The 19721-nt window shown below is 61.6% G+C and carries 16 protein-coding genes; 8 read left to right on the forward strand and 8 right to left on the reverse strand.

The annotated features are described in order from the left end of the window. The coding region (locus FH08_RS53385; protein ID WP_235210373.1) for a hypothetical protein at positions 1-205 on the forward strand (205 nt) is incomplete at its 5' end. A gap of 48 nt (positions 206-253) precedes the next feature. On the opposite strand, the gene FH08_RS0114995 is transcribed toward FH08_RS53385, so the two are convergent. Continuing rightward, a complete protein-coding gene (locus FH08_RS0114995) occupies positions 254-910 on the reverse strand; it encodes an OmpA family protein (RefSeq protein WP_031359102.1) in 657 nt (218 codons plus the stop codon). A gap of 273 nt (positions 911-1183) precedes the next feature. Here FH08_RS0114995 and apbC point away from each other — a divergent pair, with 273 nt between their 5' ends. Beyond that, positions 1184-2272, forward strand: a complete 1089-nt coding sequence (gene apbC, locus FH08_RS0115000; protein WP_031359103.1) for an iron-sulfur cluster carrier protein ApbC — start codon at positions 1184-1186, stop codon at positions 2270-2272. A gap of 234 nt (positions 2273-2506) precedes the next feature. Then, positions 2507-2980, forward strand: coding sequence for a superoxide dismutase family protein (locus tag FH08_RS0115005; protein WP_051888288.1), 474 nt, complete (start codon positions 2507-2509; stop codon positions 2978-2980). 3 nt (positions 2981-2983) lie between these two features. Here FH08_RS0115005 and FH08_RS54010 read toward each other — a convergent pair whose 3' ends face one another. Further along, positions 2984-3115: a hypothetical protein gene (locus FH08_RS54010; RefSeq protein WP_268810829.1), complete on the reverse strand. Its 132-nt coding sequence runs from the start codon at positions 3113-3115 to the stop codon at positions 2984-2986. Between the two features lie 81 nt (positions 3116-3196). On the opposite strand from FH08_RS54010, the gene dcd reads away from it, so the two are divergent. Together dcd and FH08_RS0115020 are read left to right on the forward strand one after the other, a co-directional pair. Continuing rightward, positions 3197-3766, forward strand: a complete 570-nt coding sequence (dcd, locus tag FH08_RS0115015) for a dCTP deaminase (RefSeq protein ID WP_031359105.1) — start codon at positions 3197-3199, stop codon at positions 3764-3766. Positions 3767-3870: 104 nt separating this feature from the next. Continuing rightward, entirely contained in the window at positions 3871-6168 is a 2298-nt protein-coding gene (locus tag FH08_RS0115020; protein ID WP_031359106.1) for an arginine/lysine/ornithine decarboxylase, read from the forward strand. 89 nt (positions 6169-6257) lie between these two features. Here the strand turns inward: FH08_RS0115020 and FH08_RS0115025 are convergent, their stop codons facing one another. From FH08_RS0115025 to ppc, 6 genes are all read right to left on the reverse strand, one after another. After that, positions 6258-7199: a bestrophin family protein gene (locus FH08_RS0115025; protein WP_051888289.1), complete on the reverse strand. Its 942-nt coding sequence runs from the start codon at positions 7197-7199 to the stop codon at positions 6258-6260. A 138-nt stretch (positions 7200-7337) separates the two neighbouring features. Beyond that, the gene (argH, locus tag FH08_RS0115030; protein ID WP_031359108.1) at positions 7338-8744 is read right to left on the reverse strand and encodes an argininosuccinate lyase; all 1407 of its coding nucleotides are present in this window, start codon (positions 8742-8744) and stop codon (positions 7338-7340) included. A 204-nt stretch (positions 8745-8948) separates the two neighbouring features. Beyond that, on the reverse strand, positions 8949-9734 hold the full coding sequence (locus tag FH08_RS0115035) for an anti-sigma factor (RefSeq protein WP_031359109.1): 786 nt from the start codon (positions 9732-9734) through the stop codon (positions 8949-8951). Then, positions 9734-10318, reverse strand: coding sequence for a sigma-70 family RNA polymerase sigma factor (locus FH08_RS0115040; RefSeq protein WP_031359110.1), 585 nt, complete (start codon positions 10316-10318; stop codon positions 9734-9736). Before FH08_RS0115040 ends, FH08_RS0115035 begins: the two co-directional genes overlap by 1 nt. Positions 10319-10707: 389 nt before the next feature. Continuing rightward, positions 10708-11559: a helix-turn-helix transcriptional regulator gene (locus tag FH08_RS0115045; protein WP_031359111.1), complete on the reverse strand. Its 852-nt coding sequence runs from the start codon at positions 11557-11559 to the stop codon at positions 10708-10710. Between the two features lie 364 nt (positions 11560-11923). Continuing rightward, on the reverse strand, positions 11924-14980 hold the full coding sequence (gene ppc, locus FH08_RS0115050; protein WP_031359112.1) for a phosphoenolpyruvate carboxylase: 3057 nt from the start codon (positions 14978-14980) through the stop codon (positions 11924-11926). A gap of 347 nt (positions 14981-15327) precedes the next feature. Between ppc and hemC the strand changes: the two genes are divergently transcribed. Genes hemC through FH08_RS0115065 form a run of 3 tightly spaced genes read left to right on the forward strand, consistent with a single transcriptional unit; the run spans position 15328 to position 19708 of the window. Then, a complete protein-coding gene (gene hemC, locus FH08_RS0115055; RefSeq protein WP_031359113.1) occupies positions 15328-16329 on the forward strand; it encodes a hydroxymethylbilane synthase in 1002 nt (333 codons plus the stop codon). Beyond that, positions 16329-18515, forward strand: coding sequence for a fused uroporphyrinogen-III synthase HemD/membrane protein HemX (gene hemDX, locus FH08_RS0115060; protein WP_051888290.1), 2187 nt, complete (start codon positions 16329-16331; stop codon positions 18513-18515). The genes hemC and hemDX overlap by 1 nt, the downstream gene beginning before the upstream one ends. Beyond that, positions 18515-19708, forward strand: coding sequence for a heme biosynthesis protein HemY (locus tag FH08_RS0115065; protein ID WP_031359115.1), 1194 nt, complete (start codon positions 18515-18517; stop codon positions 19706-19708). The genes hemDX and FH08_RS0115065 overlap by 1 nt, the downstream gene beginning before the upstream one ends. The last annotated feature ends 13 nt before the right edge of the window (positions 19709-19721 follow it).

The following is a 19721-nucleotide window of genomic DNA, read 5'->3' on the forward strand; positions in this document are numbered from 1 at the left end:
GTTCTCCTTCGAAAATTTAGACGAAAAAAAACCGGGGCGATTAACGGCCCCGGAGCAACAACGACAAGAGGAGAATGGCACGTGGCGGCAAAGCCAGCCACCTACCGTTAATACAGACCCGGACAGCAGGAGCAAAGTTTCAAATATTTTTCATGTTCGCGACGGGTTTGCTGCGAGTTTGCTATTTCGTCGCGAAGCGAATTGAATCTCCGACCCTGGCTACAGCGTCATTCCCCCTTGTAAATCAAGCGTCTTACTGAACTTGACCTGGCTGGGCGGTCGCACGGAGGTAAATTTCCACGCGACGATTCTGCGCACGGCCGGCTTCAGTGCTGTTGTCAGCAATAGGTTGCGTCTGGCCCATGCCTTGCGCCGACAGACGCTGACCTGCCACGCCATGGCTAGCCAGATACGAAGCCACGCTTTGTGCACGGTTTTGCGACAGTGTCTGGTTGTATGCCGGCTGGCCGGTGCTGTCCGTGTGTCCAACCACTTGCGCGATCAGCTCAGGATGCTGCGTGAGCGTTTGCGTGACTTGGTCGAGCACCGGTGCGAAACCGGGCTTGATGGCATAGCTGTTGGTATCGAAGGAAATCGAGTTCGGAATGTTGACCTTCAGCGAACCATCCGGCTGTTCCGTCACCTGCGTGCCCGTGCCCTGCGTTGCGCCGGTCAGCTTGCCCTTGATGGCCTGCCAGTTGTAGCCGGTGATACCGCCCGCCGCTGCGCCTACGCCCGCGCCGATGGCCGCACCCTTGCCGCCGCCGAAGATTGCGCCAAGCGCCGCGCCCGACGCCGCACCGATGCCGGTGCCGACAGCCGCGTTATTGCCTTGCTGGGTTGCGCAGCCGGCGACAAGCGCGCCCGCAAGGGCGATTACAGTCAAGCGGGTCATCATTTTCGAGTTCATTTGTTCATTCTCCAGGATACCAATTCAGACAAAGCCGGCACCGACAGGCCGAAGGGAGCCCCGTAGGGTCTTCCGGCGCGTCGTAACGGCTGCCACTACAATACGGCCAAGGATTCAAGCGATTATAACGATGCGTCCCCGAATCATGGCAGCGTCGGATAGTGCATCGCCCAGTGCTGCGGCGCAACGTGATGCAACAATTCCTTTCAATTTCATACTTTGCGTGCGGAACATTCGATCCGCCAGAGCAAAAAGCGTTCCCCTGGAGTTTCGATGAGTCTTGATCGCGCCCAGATCGATACCGCGCTTGGCGGTTTGATCGATCCCAATACTAGCCGCACTTTTGCTGACACGAAAAGCATCCGCAGCGTGGCCGTGGACGGGGCAAATGTCACGGTGAGCATCGTGTTGGGTTATCCGGCGAAAAGCCAGTTCGAGGCCATCCGCACACTTGTGGCGAACGCCGTCGCTGGCGTGCCGGGCGTGGCCGGCGTACAGGTCACGGTGGCGTCGCAAGTGATCGCGCACGCCGTCCAGCGCGGCGTGAAGCTGCTGCCGAACGTGAAGAACATCATTGCGGTTGCGTCGGGCAAGGGCGGGGTCGGCAAGAGCACGACCGCCGTGAACCTGGCGCTCGCGCTGGCCGCGGAAGGCGCGTCGGTCGGCATGCTGGACGCGGATATCTACGGCCCGTCGCTGCCCATGATGCTCGGCATCAGCGGCCGTCCGGAATCGCCCGACAACACGTCGATGAACCCCATGATCGGCCACGGCATCCAGGCCAACTCGATCGGTTTCCTGATCGAACAGGACAACCCGATGGTATGGCGCGGTCCCATGGTCACGTCCGCGCTCGAACAATTGCTGCGCCAGACCAACTGGAAAGACCTCGACTACCTGGTGGTAGACATGCCGCCCGGCACCGGCGACATCCAGCTCACGCTCTCGCAGAAAGTGCCTGTGACGGGCGCGGTGATCGTCACCACGCCGCAAGACATCGCGCTGCTCGACGCCAAGAAGGGCTTGAAGATGTTCGAGAAGGTGGGCATCCCGATCCTGGGGATCGTGGAGAACATGAGCACGCATATCTGCTCGAATTGCGGTCACGAAGAGCATATCTTCGGCGCGGGCGGGGGCGAGCGCATGTCGAAGGAATATGGCGTGCCGGTGCTCGGCCACTTGCCGCTCGATATCGCGATCCGCGAGAAAACCGATGCGGGCCAGCCGACGGTGATCTCTGAGCCGGACAGCAAGATTGCCGAGGCCTATCGATCGATCGCGCGCAAGATCGCTATTTCGATTGCCGAACGCCAGCGCGACATGACCTCGATGTTCCCCAGCATCGTAGTGCAAAACACTTAGGCGGCACGAGGACGCGGGCGATTTTCGCGGCGCGTGTCGCGGTATCATGTCGCCTTGATTGGCGCGGCCAGGTGAACACACGGGGTGGTCGCGGGTCGCCATGAGGATCGCATGAAACAAAGATTCGACGGGCCTGAATCGCGCAGCGCGCCTGCCGCGAGACACCCGGTCCCGAGCCTGATACTGAGTTTGAGCACGGCTGTATGCACGACTGTCAGCGTGTTGGCGAGTGTCATGCTGCTCGGTGGCTGCGGCCTTCTGTTCCAGAACCACGAAAAACGTGCCGATGCCACATTGCAGCCGACCGGCGGCAATGGGGCGACCGGCACGGTCACGTTCATCGAACGCGCAGACGGCGTCCAGGTGTCTTACAACCTGTCGGGCATGCCGCCCAATAGCGAGCACGCGCTGCAGATCCATGAACGCGGCGATTGCATCATCCCGGCCTCGTCCGACGGTGGCCCCGTATTCGCGCCCGCGTCCGAACGCAGCGACTCCGGCTCCAAGGTGGAAGGCGACCTGGCCAGCATTCGTGCCGACGCGAATGGCACGGCGACCGGCTTCATCGTCGCGCCGGACGTGTCGCTCGATGGCGTGCGTTCCGTGTTGTCGCGGGCCATCGTGCTTCATCGCGACACCGCGGACGGCTACGCCATGGTTCCGCACGGCGCCGGTCCCGCCCTCGCGTGCGGCGTGATCCGGCAGTGATCTTCATCTTTCAATGAAATCAGGCTGTTGCGGCGCGTGACCCGGCCAGTTGGCATAGCCGCGTCGCGCAGCCGGCGCATCAAGTAAAATACCCGCTTCTCGTCTGGTCTGGCTGGCTTCGGCGTGCTTCTGCATTCATCCCGAGTCTCCGGCCACGCCCTGTTTCAAGCCCGGCGGCCTCTCTCAAGCCGCCTCTTTCGTTGGGTAGCGTTCCCTATGAGCATCAAGTCCGACAAGTGGATCCGGCGCATGGCCGCAGAGCACAACATGATCGAGCCGTTCGTGCCAGATCAGGTGCGGGTGTCTGAAGACGGCCGCAAGATCGTGAGCTATGGCACGTCCAGCTACGGTTATGACATTCGTGTGGCAGACGAATTCAAGATCTTCACCAACATCAATTCCACGATTGTCGACCCGAAGAATTTCGACGAGAAATCGTTCGTCGACTTCAAGGGCGACGTCTGCATCATCCCGCCGAACTCCTTCGCGCTTGCCCGGACGGTCGAGTATTTCCGGATTCCGCGCTCGTGCCTGACGGTTTGTCTCGGTAAATCCACGTACGCGCGCTGCGGGATCATTGTGAACGTGACGCCGTTCGAGCCCGAATGGGAAGGATTTGTGACGCTCGAATTCTCGAATACGACACCATTGCCTGCCAAAATCTACGCGAACGAAGGCGTGGCGCAGGTTCTCTTCTTTGAAAGCGATGAGATCTGTGAGACTTCATACGCCGATCGTGGGGGCAAGTATCAAGGGCAAGTCGGCGTAACGCTGCCGAAAACCTGACGGGTCTTATCCATTAGAAACGTCATTGCAACACTTTTTGAAAGACCGCTGGAATCGAGCATGCTTAACTCGGTCAGCGGTCGTTCCATTTGGAGATTCGCCGCATGAAGTTCCGTTTTCCCGTCGTCATCATCGACGAAGATTTTCGCTCCGAGAACATTTCGGGTTCTGGCATCCGCGCCCTTGCCGAAGCGATCGAGGGCGAAGGCGTCGAGGTGCTTGGACTGACGAGTTACGGCGACCTGACGTCGTTCGCGCAGCAATCGAGCCGCGCGTCGTGCTTCATCCTGTCGATCGACGACGACGAGCTGCTGCCGTACGCGGACAACAACGTGGTGCTGGCTGAAGGCGATACACCGGAGCTGGCCTCCGCTATTGTCGCGTTGCGCGCGTTCGTGCAGGCGGTGCGACGACGAAACGCGGATATCCCGATTTTCCTGTACGGCGAAACGCGCACGTCGCGGCACTTGCCCAACGACATCCTGCGCGAGCTGCACGGCTTCATTCACATGTTCGAGGACACGCCGGAGTTCGTCGCGCGTCATATTATTCGCGAGGCGAAGGTTTATCTCGACGCGCTGGCGCCGCCGTTCTTCAAGGAACTCGTGCAGTACGCGGAAGAGGGTTCGTACTCGTGGCATTGCCCGGGGCATTCGGGCGGCGTGGCATTCCTGAAGAACCCGCTCGGGCAGATGTTCCATCAGTTCTTCGGCGAGAACATGTTGCGGGCGGACGTCTGCAATGCCGTGGATGAACTCGGCCAGTTGCTCGACCACACCGGGCCGATCGCCGCGTCCGAGCGCAATGCGGCGCGCATTTTCAGCGCAGACCATTTGTTCTTCGTGACCAATGGCACGTCGACATCGAACAAGATTGTCTGGCACGCGACGGTTGCGCCGGGCGACATCGTGCTGGTCGACCGCAACTGTCACAAGTCGATCCTGCACGCGATCACCATGACGGGCGCAATTCCCGTTTTCCTGACGCCGACGCGTAATCACTTCGGCATCATCGGACCGATCCCGCGCGACGAATTCAAGCCGGAAAACATTCGCAAGAAGATTGAAGCGAATCCGTTCACGCGCGAGGCGCTGGCGAAAAATCCGAACGCAAAGCCGCGCATCCTGACCATCACGCAAAGTACCTATGACGGCGTTATCTATAACGTCGAGATGATCAAGGATCTGCTTGGCGACCTGCTCGACACGCTTCACTTCGACGAAGCCTGGTTGCCGCACGCCGAGTTCCACGAGTTTTATCAGGACATGCATGCGATCGGCGCGGGGCGTCCGCGTACGGGCGCGCTGGTGTTCGCCACGCACTCCACGCACAAGCTGCTCGCGGGGATTTCGCAGGCGTCGCAGATCGTGGTTCAGGACTCCGAGAACAGCACGTTCGACAAGCATCGTTTCAACGAGGCGTATCACATGCACACGTCCACGAGCCCGCAGTACGCGATCATCGCGTCCTGCGACGTGGCCGCGGCCATGATGGAGCCGCCGGGCGGCACGGCGCTGGTGGAGGAGTCGATTGCGGAGGCGCTCGATTTCCGCCGTGCCATGCGCAAGGTCGACGACGAATACGGCGACGAATGGTTCTTCAAGGTGTGGGGACCGGAAGCGCTCGCGGAAGAAGGCATTGGCGATCGTGAGGAATGGGTGTTGAAGCCGAACGACCGCTGGCACGGTTTCGGGGCGCTTGCCGAAGGCTTCAACATGCTTGATCCGATCAAGGCGACCATCATCACGCCCGGACTCGACGTGGACGGCGAGTTTGGCGAGACCGGGATTCCGGCCGCCATCGTGACGAAATATCTGGCGGAGCACGGGATTATCGTGGAGAAGACCGGGCTGTATTCGTTCTTCATCATGTTCACCATCGGCATTACGAAAGGCCGCTGGAATTCGATGGTCACCGAGTTGCAGCAGTTCAAGGATGACTACGACAACAACCAGCCTTTGTGGCGTGTGTTGCCGGACTTCATTGCGCTGCATCCGTCGTATGAGCGCATGGGATTGAAGGATCTTTGCGAGCAGATCCATAGCGTTTATCGGGCCAACAATATCGCCCGACTGACCACCGAGATGTATCTCTCCAGCATGGAACCGGCCATGAAGCCGTCAGACGCGTATGCAAAGCTGGTGCATCGGGAGATCGATCGTGTACCTATCGATGAACTCGAAGGGCGCGTGACCAGCATCCTGTTGACGCCGTATCCGCCGGGTATTCCGTTGCTGATTCCGGGCGAGCGGTTCAACAAGACGATCGTCGATTATTTGCGTTTTGCACGTGAGTTCAACGAACGCTTCCCGGGCTTCCATACGGATATCCACGGGCTGGTCGGGGAGATGATCAACGGACGTATCGAATATTTCGTCGATTGCGTGCAGCTTGAGCGTTGATTTGACGGCGTGAGAACGTAGGAATGACAAAGGCCCGCATTTGCGGGCCTTTGTCATTGGTGGTCGGTGCGCTCTGGCTCCTCAGCCTCTCAGGTAACGATAAACAGCCGTTCTTCCACGCCCGGTTCCGGCAAGGCCTTCGGTGGTCGGGTGAAGGCGGGATCGGCGGCCATATCGTGAAGCGCGGTTTCCAGCGAGTCGCATAGCGCGGTCAACGCCAAGTCGTTTTCTTCCAGGCCGAACGGATCTTCGATCTGCGCCGCAATCGCCTCCAGCGACATAAACGCGTACGCGACCAGCAGCGCGAACAAGGGTGTGAGCAAACCAGCACCATCGACAAGCCCGAATGGCAGCATCACGCAGAACAGATAAACGGTCCGGTGGATCATCACTGAATACGAGAACGGCAGCGGCGTCGAAGCCAGCCGCTCGCAGCCGCCAATCACCGCGGACAACTCGTTCAAATTCTGCTCGAAGGCAAGCACGCCGTAGCCGTCGAGCGCGCCTTCGCGAGCGCGTGCGCCCGACCATTCGCCGAGCCATCGCAGGATCAGGGACGAGCGGTATTGCACTTGAACGACGCGTTGATAAAGCGTGGTCGGAAGGCGCGTGGCGAGATCGGGGAGGGGGTCGGTGCGGCGCATTTCGTGACGCAGCGCGTGACCCAGTGCGCCGATTCCCGCGATGAACTCGCGCGTCTCTTCGCTTTTTACGCCGCGCGGCAACGTCAGCGCCTGCCGCGCGATCGAGCGGCCGTGGATCAGCAGCGAACCCCACAGCTTGCGGCCTTCCCACCAGCGCTCATAACTCGCGCTATTGCGAAAGCCGAGGAACACGGCGAGCGCGATGCCAACCAGCGCGAACGGCGGCGTGCCGAGTCCGACCGGGTAATTTCGCACGTTGTCGTGCATTACGATGGCCGCGATCGACAACACGAAGATCAATGCGAGGCGTGGCAGCAAATGCGGCAGTACCGACCCGCGCCAGACGAACAGCATGCGGAACCAGTTGAGCTTGGGGCGGATGATCATGGGCGTACCGGAAACAACATGGTTGAATGCATGCCACCGCGCAATCACCGGGCGTGACTGTAGCCAGATCGGCTACGATCGTAGCCAAATTAGCTACGATCGCTACTGGTCTCGAGCTGTGCGCAGCCAGCCGCCTACTTACCCCAACGCCGCCCGAGCCGCCTTCGCCGCCGCCCGAACCTGCTCAGGCGCGGTTCCACCGGCGTGATTCCGGCTGGCGACCGAGCCTTCCAGCGTGAGGTATTCGAACACATCGTCGCCAATCAACCGTGCCACGTTCGGCAATTCCGCGCGCATTTCATCGAGCGTCAGATCGGCCAGATCGCAGCCGCGGTCCACACAGATCCGCACGGCTAACGCTACCGCTTCATGCGCATCGCGGAACGGCAGGCCGCGTTTCACCAGATAGTCCGCGAGATCTGTCGCCGTCGAAAAACCTTGCAACGCCGCTGCGCGCATGGCTTCCGGTTTCACCGTGATGCCCGCTGCCATTTCGGCGAAGATGCGCAGGGTATCGGAGACGGTATCGACGGTATCGAACAGCGGTTCCTTGTCTTCCTGATTGTCCTTGTTGTACGCAAGCGGCTGGCCCTTCATCAGCGTCAGCAGAGCAATCAGATGTCCGTTCACGCGACCCGTCTTGCCACGCGCCAGTTCGGGCACGTCCGGATTCTTCTTCTGCGGCATGATCGACGAGCCGGTGCAGAAACGGTCAGCCAGGTCGATAAACCCAACTCGCGGGCTCATCCACAGCACGAGTTCTTCGGAGAAGCGCGACACGTGCGTCATGATCAACGCGGCAGCCGCGGTGAATTCGATGGCGAAATCGCGATCCGACACCGCGTCGAGCGAGTTCGCGCAGATGCCATCGAAGCCGAGCGTCTTGGCAACAGCGTGCCGATCAATCGGATAACTTGTTCCAGCCAGCGCCGCCGCGCCGAGCGGCAGCCGGTTCACGCGCTTGCGGCAATCGAGGAGGCGTTCGCTGTCGCGGCTGAACATTTCGACGTAAGCCAGCAGGTGATGGCCGAACGTCACCGGCTGCGCGACTTGCAGATGCGTAAAGCCGGGCATGATCGTTTCGGCGTTTTGCTCGGCAATATCGATCAGCGCACGACGCAATTCGATCAGCAATTCACCAATCCGGTCGATCTCACCGCGCAGCCACAGGCGGATATCGGTTGCTACCTGGTCGTTGCGCGAGCGTCCGGTGTGCAGGCGTTTGCCGGCATCGCCAATAAGCGCCGTCAGCCGCGCTTCAATGTTCAGATGCACGTCTTCCAGGTCCAGTTTCCACTCGAACTCACCGCGTTCGATTTCGCCGCGGATCTGCGTCATGCCTTGCTGGATGGCCTGGAAATCCGCATCGGCGATGATCTTTTGCGCGGCCAGCATGGCGGCATGGGCCAGCGATCCCTCGATATCGACGAGCGCGAGGCGCTTGTCGAAGAACACCGATGACGTATAGCGCTTGACCAGATCGGACATTGGTTCGTTGAAGCGAGCCGACCAGGCTTCGCCTTTTTTGTGCAGTTGGGACGTCATAGTGATGTTCGTAAGAGGGCGGAAAGTCGTGTGGCAGGCGGCCGGGCGTAGCGCAATCCGGATAGAAACCCGCGGAATTGGCGATTTTACAGGCAATGGGAACGTGTAACCATCGAACGGGGGAAAGCGGGCGTTCGCCACGCGCATGCAAGGCACAAAAAGAAAAGGGGCGCCTCGCGACGCCCCTTGATCAAACGACAACCGTCAAGCCGCTGGAATCACCTTACCCGTATAGACGACCGGGCCGGTCGGCCCATTCGGATTCGGCGATCCGCCGACAGGCTCCACGGACACAGCCAGTATTGGATACGCATTCACATAAGCCGCCTTGAATCGCGCGGTCCCCCCGACTGGGAGCACGCCGAGCGAAACCGGGTGCCCTTCCTTGGGCAGGCCCCAGAGCTGCATGGACTTGTCGGATGGATCCGACGAGCCGCTCAAACGCCGCACGGTGACTTCGGAAGTCCGATCGTCCCACGTCACCAGCATCCTCGCGTTCGACTTGTCATCGGCAAGCGTAGCCACATAACCAATCCGCGGTTCCTCAGCGACTTGCGGCGCGGGCACGGGGGCAGGAACGGGCGCGACGGTAGACAGCTCGCGAATGGACACGACGAGCGCAATCGCCGCGATGGCCGTGGCGGCGATCGACCAGCTGCGCCAGAACGAGAGGTTTTCGAACCAGTTCGGCTTTGGTCGAGTAACCGGGGCAGCAGACGGAACCGGCCGGGCGGCCACCGCATCGCGCCGGGCGTTCACCAGATTCAGGCGCCGCTCGATAGCCGGCCAGATCTCCGGCGGCGGCGCGACTGCGGCCCCGAGCTCGGTCATGGCCTCCAGCCGCAAACGCCAGGTTTCGACGGCCAGGCGAATCGCCGGATCGTGCTGCGAAATAGCTTCAAACCGTCTTCGCGACCCCCCGCGCAACACGCCGAGCGTGTACTCGGCAGCAAGCTGATCGACCAGGCCTGCGTATCGATGCAGATCCATCACAGACCTCCCAGGCACGTTTTAAGTTTTTCGAGGCCGCGCCGAATCCACGACTTCACTGTGCCAAGCGGTACTTTCAAGACATCGGCCACTTCGCTGTGGCTCTGGTCGCGCAGATAGGCAAGCGCCACGGCCTGTCGCTGATTCGCTTCGAGCCGCGCCATGCAGATGGCGAGTTGCCGCGCTTCCTGGCTCATCAACATCTGCTCGGAGGGATCTGCCTCGTTTGCCGGCAAGGTATCGTCCAACGCATCGCTCCATTCTGTTTCGGCGCTTGCCCCGTTGGCCTTTTGCCGCCGCAAATAATCGAGAGCCCGGTTGCGGACAATCGCCGCCATCCAGGTCATCGGCGCGGACAGGCCGGCTTTGTAGTCGCCCGCGTATCGCCAGATATTGACGAACGCGTCCTGCAAAACTTCTTCGGCCCACTCACGCTTCACCAATATACGAAGCGCGAGGCCAAACAGTTTCGAGGAAGTTAAATCGTAGAGCGCGCGCAACGCGGCGGCATCTTCGCTGGCGACACGATCGAGTAGTTGCACGAGGGTGTCGGGAGTCGGGTCGTGGGGGAGTGTCGTTGTCATGGGACCGGTCGGGTGGGCGACGCGATTGATCTTACCGAAATAGTCGATACGAACCGCGCAGGTTTTTTTGCATCCGGATGCATCCGTTTTGCTTGCGCCTACGTAACAACGGATACGAGCCTCGTAGCGCGCGAAATAATCAGGCGCAGCACGCGAAGTTCACCATGTGTCCCCGTTCTCCTCCGGCCCTGCCGGGGAGAAGCGGCTTTGCCCGGCCGGCCAGGTCGGGCATTTTTTTGGGCTATCGATTCAGAAGCGTGCCGATAGTCGAGGTTCGTGTGCCTTACGCGTATGCGTCCGCGTTCGCCGGTGGTCATCGTTTTGAGCGGCCCGCGGTACCTGACTAGCGTCACCGTCCTCGAGGGAGCACGTGGACAGGCGTCGTCCAGCTACTCTCGGGTGCGTTCCGTCACGTCAGAGCCCACCAGCATCACTAACTTCAAATCCTCCCGATGCGCCGGCTTGAACGTAATCTGGTCGAACACCAGGCGTCCGCGGGTTGGATGATTGAATTCCCGCGTACCGCCTTCCCGTTCGCCGACGTCCTGCGACGCCCAAAAACGCGCGAACGCATCGCTGGCGGCACTGAGCGAATCGATCAGCGCTCGCGTGGGAGCATCGTTCAGATGGCGGATCGAATCCGCCCGGAACTCCGCTACCAGCCTTCGCGCGCGCGTCTCCCAATCGACGATCAAGCTCTGCGCCCCCGGCGCTGTAAATGTGAAGCTAAGCAGATTACGGTCCTGAACGCCGTCCAGCCAGCCGACGAATAATTCCGCTGCGCGCGCGTTCCAGCGCAACGCGTTCCACTGCCGGTCGAGGACGTAGGCGGGTGCGTCGATCAGTTCCACCGATTTCAGCAGCGCAGCCGGCGCGTCCTGTGCCGCCGGATCGGGTTCGGCGGGGTCTCGCTGGGCGGCTAGTTCGAAGAGATAAGCGCGTTCGGCCCGTGATAACTGCAACGCCACGGCGATGCGCGCAAGCGCGTCGGCGGACGCGGACACTGGCCGTCCCTGTTCGATCCACGTGTACCAGGTCGGGCTGACGCCGCACAATTGGGCGACTTCTTCTCGCCGCAACCCGGGCGTGCGGCGGCGCGGGCCGGGCGGCAAGCCGACGGCCATGGGCGACAGCCGCTCCCGATGTGCGCGAATGAAGTCGCCAAGCGCGCGGGCTGGCGTGGCGTCGAGTGGCGGGGCAGCGTCGGTTTTGCTGGCGGTGGCGGTGGGTGACAAGGGCATGGGGCTTAATACGTACGATGAAAAATCTGACGGCGGTTCAGGTAGTGTGGATACCAGAATAACCGCGCAACTTGTACCGGTACAAGAGGGGGCCCATTGTAGCGGTGCGGCAGGTAGGAAAATACTGACGAAAACGAGTAGCGATGAAGAGGCGCGGTGAGCAAGCTGCCGGCACGCCCGGTTCTCCGCGGTCATGATCGTCGCTCTGATTCGACGAGGCTTTGCCGCGGAAGTACACCGCACATCAAATGCGCCAACGCCCCGACGCCCCGACGCTTGACCCTCGGACAGGCAATGAAAAAAGCCGGCTGTGACGTACACAAGCCGGCTTTATCGATGAAACGATCATGTTGCTATTGCTGGATCACCCCGTATTACGCAACCCCGCCGCAATCCCATTAATCGTCAAATGAATCCCCCGTCCGAGCCGCACGTTGTCATCCCCTGCACGATGGCGTTTCAGCAACTCCACCTGCAAGTGATTCAGCGGATCCAGATACGGGAAGCGGTTTTTAATCGACCGTGCGAGCAGCGGATTATTTGCAAGCCGCTCATTGTTCCCGGTGATCTCCGACAACACGCTCGACGTTCGCTCCCATTCCGCCACGATCCGGCCGAACACGTGCTTGCGGAGTTTTTTATCGGTGACAAGCTGCGCGTAACGTGATGCCACCGCAATGTCCGTCTTCGCCAGCACCATGTCCATGTTCGACAGCAAATTGGCGAAGAACGGCCAGGTCTTGTGCATTTTCTTGAGCGTGCCGAGACGGCGGGTGCGTTCGGCGGCGTCGGGAGCGCTATCGAGGTAACCGGTCACCGCGCTGCCGAAGCCATACCAGCCGGTGAGAAGCAGGCGGCATTGGCCCCACGAGAAGCCCCACGGAATCGCCCGCAGATCTTCAATCTTGCGTTGCTTCGGGTCCTGCAGTTTCCGCGATGCCGGCCGGCTGCCGATGTTCAGCTCTGCAATCTCCGAGATCGGCGTTGACTCGAAGAAATACTCCTTGAAGCCGGGCGTTTCATAAACCAGCGCGCGATACGCGGCCATGGCCGAATCCGACAGCGTCTGCATGGTGGCTTCGAACAGCGGCAACTGCGCCGGGGTGTTTTCGTGCGGCAGAAGCGACGCTTCGAGCGTCGCGGCCACCACGAGTTCAAGATTGCGGCGCCCGATCTCCGCATTGCCGAACTTGCTCGCGATCACTTCGCCTTGCTCGGTCGTGCGGATCTGGCCGTCGACGGTACCCGGCGGTTGCGACAAGATTGCCTGATACGTCGGGCCGCCTCCGCGTCCGACCGTACCCCCACGGCCATGAAAGAGCCGTAGCGTGGTCTTGTGCTGCTTGAACAAGGCGACCAGCGCCAGTTCCGCCCGATACAGCTCCCAGTTCGATGTGAGAAAGCCGCCGTCCTTGTTGCTATCGGAGTAGCCGAGCATCACTTCCTGCTCGCCGCCTTGCAGTTCGACCAGCTTGCTCACGCCCGGCAGCGCGAAAAAATCGCCCATGATGTGCGGTGCATTGCGCAAGTCGGCGATGGTTTCGAACAGCGGAATCACCATCAGGCCATCGTGCGCGGGATCTTTGGCGTGTCCCAGCCGTCCCTGCAGCAAGCCCGTTTCCTTCTGCAGCAACATCACTTCGAGCAAATCGCTGACGGTTTCCGTGTGCGAAATGATGTAGTTGCGCACCGCGCGCGTACCGAATTTCTCACGCGTCACGCGCGCCGTTTCCAGCACGCCGAGTTCGCTCTTGGCGAGATCGGAGTAATCGAAATAAGGCAGACGCAGCGGTCGCGGTTGCGCCAGTTCGCTCAGCAGCAACGCGATCTTGTCGGCTTCGGGCAGCGCGGCGTATTCGTCCTGAACGCCTGCACGTGCAAGCAGTTCCGCGATCACCGCTTCGTGGATATCCGAGCTCTGACGCAAATCGATGCTCGCCAGATGGAAGCCGAACACCTCGGCCGCGCGCGCCAGCGGCGACAAGCGCGGCGCGGACAAGTACTCGCCGTGATGCGCCGCGAGCGATTCGATCAGCACGTTGAGGTCTGCGCCGAATTCCGCCGCCGACGCATACGGTTTCGCCGGATGACGACTGCGCGCCGGGACCACGCCATTTCCAAGGCGCTGGTCGGCGCTTGCCACCAGCCGTGCATACACGCCGATCAATGCACGCCGATACGGCTCATCAATACGATGCGGCGATGAATCTGGCGATGCATCGGCAAGTGTCTTCAGTGCATCGCTCGCGCCGGCCAGCAAATGCGACACCGACAATTCCGCGCCCAGCTTGTGAACCTGCTCGAGATAATGTTCGAAGATCACCGTGGCCTGGCGCGTGATGGCGTGCACTAGCGTAGGTGCGGTGACGTTCGGATTGCCGTCGCGGTCCCCGCCAATCCAACTACCCATTTGCAGGAACGGCGGCAGGCGCGCGGGCAGGCCGTGCTCGGCCAGCGCGCCTTCGATATCGGCGTAAAGCGCAGGGATCTCTTCGAGAAACGTCGCGTGGTAATACGAAAGCGCGTTTTCAATTTCATCGGCGACGGTCAGGCGGGCGTCGCGCAGCATCCGCGTTTGCCAAAGCGACGTGACACGGGAGCGCAGCATGGCTTCGTTGTGCGCCCGTTCGCGCGCGGTCAGTTCCTGATCGCGCTCGGCCAGCAGCCGCGCGACTTCGTGCTGCGCATCCAGGATGCTCTTGCGCGAGACTTCGGTCGGGTGGGCGGTCAGCACGGGAACGATGAGCGCGTTATCGAAGAATTTTTGCAGCGTCGCTTTCGCCGACTTCGCATTCTTCGCATTCGGGCTCGCCTTCAGGCGTTCGATGGCATAGGCCATCGTGCCGGGCTGCGGCGCGGAACCGGCGAGCGCGTGAATCCGGCGGCGCCGGTTGTGATGCCGGTCCTCGGCAATATTCGCAAGATGCGAGAAGTAGCTGAACGCGCGCACAACGCTCACCGTCTGCTCGGGCGAGAGCGATTTCAAGCGTTTTTCAAGCGTCTGCGACGCCTCGTTGTCTTCCTCGCGACGAAACTTCACAGCCGTCTGACGAATCGTTTCCACGACATCGAACACCTCGTCGCCTTCCTGCTCGCGCACCACGTCGCCGAGCAGGCGGCCGAGATAGCGGATGTCTTCGAAGAGCGGATGGTCCTTGATGTCGCGCGTGCGCGAGGGCGCTTTGTCGGCTTTGCCAACGGGTGCGGCGGCAGCGCGGCCGTTCGTCACGCGTTTGCTGGTCTTGGCCGCAGCCGTTTTTTTCACGGAGGTGGCGGTTTGGGACACCTTGGCGACCGTGGCCGCGCGGCTACGTACGGCGGGAGCCGTACCGGGGGCCGTAGCGGGGGCGGCGGAAGAAGCATCCTTCGATACAGCGTTGCGGCGGGGGCGGGCGTTGCGCGCCGATCCGGGAGACGTCACGTTGAATTCCTCTTGAAAACCAGAGACAGGATACCGAGGCGGCCGGGCGCCGAAAGTACAAAAAGGGCGCGAGACCGCCGGCCGGTGCGACGTTCGACTGCTTTGCCATGCCTGACTACACCGTAGCGGATGGAACCCGAGATGGCGAAGGCGCCCTGCCGCGGTCACGCGATAAAATGCGTGCCCCGGCGATGCCGCGCGCTGCGGCACACCCTTGCTGTCTCCGTCCTGCCGCCTTGCTCGAAGCCCGTGCCGTGGCGCTCGGGCGCGGGGAACGACTGTAATTGGGCAATGGCGTGCGTGCTACCATTGTTTGTTATCCATCCCGTCATCCGATTGACTTTGCAATGAACTTCGAGACGCCTTCCACGCCACCGCCCGACACTCTGGTCATTGCCTCGCGGGAAAGCCGTCTAGCCATGTGGCAGGCTGAGCACGTGCGGTTTGCGCTGCACAAATTATATCCATCTTGCGACGTCAAAATCCTCGGAATGACGACACGCGGCGATCAGATTCTCGACCGGACCTTATCGAAGGTCGGCGGCAAGGGCCTGTTCGTCAAGGAACTGGAAGCCGCGCTGGCCGACGGCCGCGCCGACCTGGCCGTGCATTCGCTCAAAGACGTGCCCATGGAACTGCCCGAGGGTTTCACGCTGAGCACGATCCTCGAACGCGAAGATCCTCGCGATGCCTTCGTCTCGCCGCACTATGCATCGCTCGAGGAACTGCCTGAAGGAAGCATTGTGGGGACGTCCAGCTTGCGTCGCGAAGCCATGCTGCGCATGCAGTTCCCTCATCTCGATGTCCGTCCGTTGCGCGGTAACCTCGATACCCGGCTCGGCAAACTTGATCGCGGTGATTATGCGGCAATCATCCTGGCCGCCGCCGGGTTGAAACGCCTTGGCCTCGAGTCACGGATTCGGGCCAGTTTGCCGGTCGAAATCAGCCTGCCGGCTGCAGGGCAGGGCGCGCTGGGTATCGAGATTTGCTCCGGTCGCGACAATCTTGCCGCGTGGCTCGCGCCCTTGCACCATGAAGCGACAGCCTCCGCTGTCGAAGCTGAACGGATGGTGTCGCGCTCGCTCGGCGGCAGTTGCGAAGTGCCGCTCGCCGCCTATGCGGACTGGCGAGATGGCGTGCTGCATCTGCGCGGGTGTGTATCGACCGTCGACGGCACGCGGGTCTTGCGCGCCGAAGGCTCCGCCCAGGCCGCTGACGTACAGGCTGCGCTGGACCTCGGCAGCCGCGTGTCCGCCGAACTCGAAGCGCAGGGAGCAATGGATATCGTCCGTGAGTTGAGCACCGCGAGCGGCGCGCGTATTCCTCCTGCTGCAACGCCCGCCGACTGATGGCGAGCCCTCAAGGATCTGCCCCGTCATCGGCACAAGGGCCAACGCAGCGACCGGCTGTTGTCGTCACGCGTCCTTTGGGTCAGTCGACCGTGCTGCTCGGGCTTCTGGAGCAAGCCGGTTTCGAGTCAATCGAATTTCCGCTCATCGATATCGGTCCGGTGGCCGATGCCGCGCCGCTGCATGCCGCGCTCGGCGAGCTGTACGCGCCTGCGCCGCTTGGCTTTGCGCTGGTGCTGTTCGTGTCGCCGAATGCGATCGATCACGCGTTTGCCGCGCTCAGTTCAGCGTGGCCTTTGCAGATACCGATTGGCGTAGTAGGCCCCGGTAGCGTGGCTGCGCTCGCCCGGCAAGGCGTGGCGGCACCGGCCTATACGATCATCAGTCCGGCGGCCGGCGCAACGGTGACCGAAACACCCACGGACCCTCGTTACGATTCCGAGGCGTTGCATGCGGCTATCGAAGCGCATTTCGGCCACGATGGTCTCAAGGACAAACGTGTACTGATCGTGCGCGGCGACGGTGGCCGCGAGTGGCTGGCGGACGCGCTCAGCGAAGCGGGTGCGAAAGTGGAGAAGGTCGCGGCGTACCGGCGGATCGTGCCGGAACCGTCCATGCGCGACTGGGAACGCATCCATGCACTTCTCGCAGGCGTTCCGCACGCGTGGCTGCTGACCAGCTCGGAAGGTGTGCGCAATCTTGAAGAGCTTGCCCGCGAACATCTCACCGTCGATGAAACCCTCACGCTCAAGCACGCGCCGCTCGTCACGCCGCATCCGCGTATTGCCGAGGCCGCGCGGCAAGCGGGTTTTGATAGGATTACGGTGTCCGGCGCAGGCGATGAGCGTATCGTGCAGGCGCTTGGCGGCATCTTCGCGAAACAACAAGAACTTGAACGAGAATCCGAGGCGCAGGTTGCAAAAGCGCAGGAACATGGATACAAGGCCTCGACGGCAGCGCCGTTCAGCCAATCCAGTCAAACCAACCAGGAGTCCGCGCCGACGGATTCCAGGCCGGCTTCAACGCCGGCTCACCAACCGGCTCAATCACGCATGACTGATTCGATCGATTCGAGTAAGAACCCCTCGCAGTCCACCACGTCAACGCCTCCGTTGCCGCCGAACACGCCGTTTACTCCTTACGAGTCTCAGCCGCCGAAACAGCGTGGTGGTGGCGGCGCGGGCACGGCGCTGCTGTGGCTGGTGCTGCTGATTGTCGTGGTGGTCGCGGGCGTGGGTGGTTTCATGCTCAACCGCAAGTTCGATCAGCGCGACACGCAATTCGCGCAACGTCTGCAAGCGAACGACACGCAAACGGCCGCATTGCGCGCACAGGCCGATGAGGCCGCGAGTTCCGTGTCAGCCATCAACACGCAGATCATCCAGTTCCAGGGCAAACTCACCGACGCGCAGGCGCAAAGCCAGGCGCTGCAACAGCAATACCAGGATCTGGCGAGCAATCGCGATGACTGGACGCTCGCTGAAGTCGAGCAGATCCTCTCCAGCGCGAGCCAGCAGTTGCAGCTCACCGGTAATGTCCAGCTCGCGCTGTTTGCGCTGCAAAGCGCGGACACGCGCCTTGCAGCCACCACCGGCCCGCAGATCGTGACGATCCGCAAGGCCATCGCGCTGGACATGGACAAGCTGCACGCAACGCCGTCCACCGATCTCACCGGACTGGCCATCAAGCTCGATACAGCAATCGATCAGATCGATTCCCTGCCGCTGGCGGGCGAAGCGCCGATCACACCGGCCACGGCCCACGCCGATACCCCGCGCGACACGGCCGCTATCGCAGCAAAGACTGGCCAGCCGGTTTGGAAAGTGTGGCTGGAGCAGGTTGCGAGTGGTATTGGACAACAGTTGTCGAGCCTGGTGACGGTACGTCGCATCGATAACGCCGACGCCATGCTTGCATCGCCAGACGAAGGTTATTTCGTGCGCGAAAACGTAAAGCTGCGGTTGTTGTCGGCGCGCTTGTCGCTGTTGTCGCGCAGTGAACCCGCGCTCAAGTCGGATCTTCACGCCGCCGACACCGCGCTCGGCCGGTATTTCGACCAGTCCTCGGGCAAGGTCAAGGCAGTTCGTGCGCTCGTGCAGCAAGTCGATCAGGCGTCGCTCGCGGTCACCGTGCCCGATCTGAACGCGAGTCTCGCGGCCGTCCACCAGTTCAAGCGAGGCGGATGATGACGATGCGCGGACTCATCTGGTTTGTGCTGCTGTTCGCGGCAGCTGCGGGCCTGGCGCTCGTTGGCGTCTTCGACGGCGGGCAAGTGCTGCTGGTCATGCCGCCGTATCGGGTGGATATATCGCTGAATCTGTTCGTGGTGGCGCTGGTCGTGTCGTTCATCGTGATCTACGCCGTGCTTCGCGCCGTTCGCAGCGTGCTGAAAATGCCGCAACGGGTGTCGGCGTACCGGACCCGCTCGCGGCTCGCGAAGGCCAATGCGGCGTTACGCGATGCCATCGGCCATTTGTATGCGGGACGTTTTTCGAAGGCGGAGAAATCGGCGCGCGATTCCCTTATCGCCGATGAAAATGCGGGTGCGGCCGGGCTGATCGGCGCCAAGGCGGCGCACGAGATGAACGAATACGCGCGTCGCGACGAATGGCTCGCCAAGGTGCAGGACAGCGACTGGCAGGACGCTCGGTTGATGGCCACCGCCGACATGCGCGCCGATGGCCGCGATGCGGACGGCGCGCTGGTTGCGCTGACCGAAATGCAGGCGCAGGGCGGCCGGCGTCTGCGTGCGCAGCAGATTGCGTTGCGCGCACAGCAGCAGTTGAAGAACTGGGGCGAAGTGCTGAAACTGGTCAAGACGCTGGAGAAACGCGAGGCGCTGCATCCTGCGGTCGCGGTGCGTTTGCGTCAGGTCGCGGCGGAAAATCTGCTGCGTGACCGAAGGCACAATCCGGACGCTTTGCTGGAGTTCTGGCAGTCGTTATCGGCAACTGAACGGCAATCGCCTCGTCTTGCTGACCTTGCCGCCGAATTGCTGATCGCGCTGGATCGAAGGAACGACGCGCGCAAGATTGTTGAAGAAGCGTTGAATCACAACTGGGACGCGCGGCTGTTGCGGCGTTACCCGGATTGCGCGTCACCGGGCGACGCATTGCCGTTGATCCAGCGCGCCGAAGCATGGCAGAAGGAGCGCACCGAAGACGCGGACCTGATGTTCACGCTTGGGCGGCTGTGCCTGCATCAGCAGTTGTGGGGCAAGGCGCAGGCGTTCCTGGAGTCGGCATTGAAGCTCGCCGATAACGAACCGTTGAAGATTCGCACGCATCGGGCGCTGGCTCGTTTGCATGAGCAACTCGGCGATAGCGAAAAAGCGAGCCTGCACTATCGCGAGAGCGCGCTGGCAATGAATGTAGTTTGAGTTTGTCGGGCTT

Source organism: Caballeronia sordidicola, assembly GCF_000729995.1.
Lineage (GTDB): Bacteria > Pseudomonadota > Gammaproteobacteria > Burkholderiales > Burkholderiaceae > Caballeronia > Caballeronia sordidicola_A.

What these genes read in the sequence shown, in the direction of transcription:
- FH08_RS0115005 (WP_051888288.1), top strand. Translation starts at nt 2,507, where the DNA reads ATGCTGCTCGGTGGCTGCGGCCTTCTGTTCCAGAACCACGAAAAACGT.
- hemDX (WP_051888290.1), top strand. Translation starts at nt 16,329, where the DNA reads ATGGCGAGCCCTCAAGGATCTGCCCCGTCATCGGCACAAGGGCCAACG.
- dcd (WP_031359105.1), top strand. Translation starts at nt 3,197, where the DNA reads ATGAGCATCAAGTCCGACAAGTGGATCCGGCGCATGGCCGCAGAGCAC.
- hemC (WP_031359113.1), top strand. Translation starts at nt 15,328, where the DNA reads ATGAACTTCGAGACGCCTTCCACGCCACCGCCCGACACTCTGGTCATT.
- FH08_RS0115040 (WP_031359110.1), bottom strand. Translation starts at nt 10,318, where the DNA reads ATGACAACGACACTCCCCCACGACCCGACTCCCGACACCCTCGTGCAA.
- argH (WP_031359108.1), bottom strand. Translation starts at nt 8,744, where the DNA reads ATGACGTCCCAACTGCACAAAAAAGGCGAAGCCTGGTCGGCTCGCTTC.
- FH08_RS0115020 (WP_031359106.1), top strand. Translation starts at nt 3,871, where the DNA reads ATGAAGTTCCGTTTTCCCGTCGTCATCATCGACGAAGATTTTCGCTCC.
- FH08_RS0114995 (WP_031359102.1), bottom strand. Translation starts at nt 910, where the DNA reads ATGAACTCGAAAATGATGACCCGCTTGACTGTAATCGCCCTTGCGGGC.
- FH08_RS54010 (WP_268810829.1), bottom strand. Translation starts at nt 3,115, where the DNA reads ATGCAGAAGCACGCCGAAGCCAGCCAGACCAGACGAGAAGCGGGTATT.
- FH08_RS0115035 (WP_031359109.1), bottom strand. Translation starts at nt 9,734, where the DNA reads ATGGATCTGCATCGATACGCAGGCCTGGTCGATCAGCTTGCTGCCGAG.
- FH08_RS0115065 (WP_031359115.1), top strand. Translation starts at nt 18,515, where the DNA reads ATGACGATGCGCGGACTCATCTGGTTTGTGCTGCTGTTCGCGGCAGCT.
- apbC (WP_031359103.1), top strand. Translation starts at nt 1,184, where the DNA reads ATGAGTCTTGATCGCGCCCAGATCGATACCGCGCTTGGCGGTTTGATC.
- FH08_RS0115045 (WP_031359111.1), bottom strand. Translation starts at nt 11,559, where the DNA reads ATGCCCTTGTCACCCACCGCCACCGCCAGCAAAACCGACGCTGCCCCG.
- FH08_RS0115025 (WP_051888289.1), bottom strand. Translation starts at nt 7,199, where the DNA reads ATGATCATCCGCCCCAAGCTCAACTGGTTCCGCATGCTGTTCGTCTGG.